At 61.3% G+C, this 2,299-nt stretch carries 2 protein-coding genes; both read right to left on the reverse strand.

The genetic code is table 11. From position 1 onward, the window contains the following. Window positions 1-1,614, reverse strand: a 1,614-nt coding sequence (locus AWB67_RS36500; protein WP_235025572.1) for a mechanosensitive ion channel protein MscS, incomplete at its 3' end; no start/stop codon positions are given. Window positions 1,615-1,972: 358 nt separating this feature from the next. After that, on the reverse strand, window positions 1,973-2,194 hold the full coding sequence (locus AWB67_RS40315; protein WP_200822407.1) for a hypothetical protein: 222 nt from the start codon (window positions 2,192-2,194) through the stop codon (window positions 1,973-1,975). Between the last annotated feature and the right edge of the window lie 105 nt (window positions 2,195-2,299).

Here is a 2,299-nt window from a genome sequence, read left to right on the forward strand (position 1 = left end):
CGGGCCCAGCGTGTTGAGAATTGCGGTGTCGCAAAGTATCCATATGAACCAAGCGCCGAAGACCGTCGCGATGACTGTAACCAGCGCATGCTTGAAACTGGGGGTCATCGCACCGTGCTTGATCATCCGTGCAATCGGACCGCTCCACACCTCCAGTTCGAATTGAATGAACGCGAGCCACATCAGAAGGACGAGCAGCGTGCTTGCGAAGCGCAAGAGTCGCATCAAATGGGGCGCGCGACGGTGCGCGCGCGTGTCCCTTCGACGCGTCACGTGCATAAGAAGCGCCGACACGAAGAGCGTGAGGACGAGTAACAGCGCACTGAGAAGGGACGGTCGTAAAACGTTTTCTTCGGAACCGCGTGCATCGATGATCGCCACGACCGACGCGATCGCGATTAAAAGGATTGGAATGTGCCATAGCGATGCGAGGATATCGAGCGCTTCCGTGGCGAGTTTGTGATCACGCCTTCGCCCATACGGCCGATTGCGTATCAGATGCGTGACGGGCCGCCGGTAAGCGAGCGCGAAATAACCGATCAAGACGGCCGCCGCGACGTTTGCGGATGCCGACACGAGCCCGGCGAGATTCACGCCGAGCAGGCGCGTGACGTCTGGATTGGCCGTCGCGTCACCGAGCGCACCACATGCACCGATCGCGAAAAGCGGCCAGCGGCTTTGCGCGAGCAGCTGATGAACTGCGACACGCCGGTGCGCCGTGTTGAACGCCGAGAACACGATCAGGCAAATCGCAGAGAAGATCGAGCCCGCGACCACGGCATAAACGATCACAAGCGCCAGCGTGCTTCCGAGCGCGTCAGACATTCCTTGCATAAACAGCGCCACCGCCACGAATCCGATGATCCAAGGCGCGGTGCGCCAAAACAGGAAGCTCAACAGTTCAAACGAAGTTGGATTCGGTTCGAGCGCGACCTTCCAGCCATAACGCGCACTGATGCGTCGCCGCAGATAGATCAACAGGACAGCGCACGCGCCCCAGCCCGCAAGCGTCGCGATCATGCCAAGCAGGACCTGCGCGAACGACTCCCCGCTCCCGCCTCTGAGAATGGTCCACAACTCTTTTGCCGCTGCGTTCGAACGGGCCACCCAGTAATGCATGGGCGTGCGGCCCTCGCTCAGATCCGTCTCGACAGATGCAATGCCCGACGCAATCGCTCCGAGCAGGTCGCTGTTGCCCGGTCCGGACGATGCCGGCGCCGCGGGCGCGGTACTTTGGGTATCTGCACGCAGCCCCTTCAAGTGGGCGACCAACTCTTTACGTTTTGGATCGCTCTCCAGCGTGCCGATCAGGCTGTCCAGCGAGCGCGTCAGTTCGGCCCGGCTAGCAGGCGTCGGTGCCGAAGCAGCCTGCGCCGACGCGGCTGGCGGCGCCGGACCACCCGTCGCACTGTTGATGATGTTTTGCACCCCAGCGGGCAACGCGGCTGCAGCCAGATTGATGTACGCTGTCAACAGAACGAGGAGGCTGGCCACGGCCAGCCATAAGCAGGCGCACCCCATGGCACGCGACAGGCCGGCATGCAAAAGAGCTCCAGCCCGCCGTCTGGCGAAGACCATGGCGCGGCTTGATTCTCTCCGCATGAATGCGTGCATGGAGACCCCTTCTGAAGGTCACGCCTGTGAGTGCCCGGTCGCCCGGCTAAGGCTGTTGCAAAAAGCTCTGCCGCGCCCGCGCTGTGCTTTGCACTGAGAGTGCGCGTTAAAGCTTACATCACTGAAGCGCACCGGGGCGGAGAAGGTTTTGCTGGAGTTATGCTGGGCGGCATCAAAAGCGAAGTGCAACATCTATCTCGTGCTTTCTCAAGCGTCAAATTGACGACTAAGCGCAGGAGATGCCGTCTACCCACATAGACCGCATCCCGCCATCGCGCGGCGAAACATAGAGGACGCTGCCGTGGTCCGCACGTGCGGCGCTGGCGCGGCAGTTGTTTCGTGCCCGACCTCGACAAACTCACGACGAAAACGGCCCGGAAGGGCGCGCCGAGGAATTTCCTCTTGCGAGGGATGCCGAGTCGTCACCACAACGATTCAGCTCGAGCAGGTAAAAGCGGGCATCGCCTTCGGGCTTGTAGAGTTTGTGGGTTTCGGCGTCGCGTTCTGCGAGACCGGTTTCGAGCTCGTTGTTGTAGGCTGTGGCGGCCCGCGGCAATCGCGAGAGTTCAGGGGCTTTCATCCGCTTCACAATAGCGAAGCGCCGCGTCGCACAGGTTTACGGAGATTTGTAACCGCCGGGCCGGCTTTGGGCCGGCCGTTGTTTACAGGCAACATCGGTGGTACT

It is taken from the genome of Caballeronia terrestris, from assembly GCF_001544515.1.
GTDB classification, from domain to species: Bacteria; Pseudomonadota; Gammaproteobacteria; order Burkholderiales; family Burkholderiaceae; genus Caballeronia; species Caballeronia terrestris.

What these genes read in the sequence shown, in the direction of transcription:
- AWB67_RS40315 (WP_200822407.1), bottom strand. Translation starts at nt 2,194, where the DNA reads ATGAAAGCCCCTGAACTCTCGCGATTGCCGCGGGCCGCCACAGCCTAC.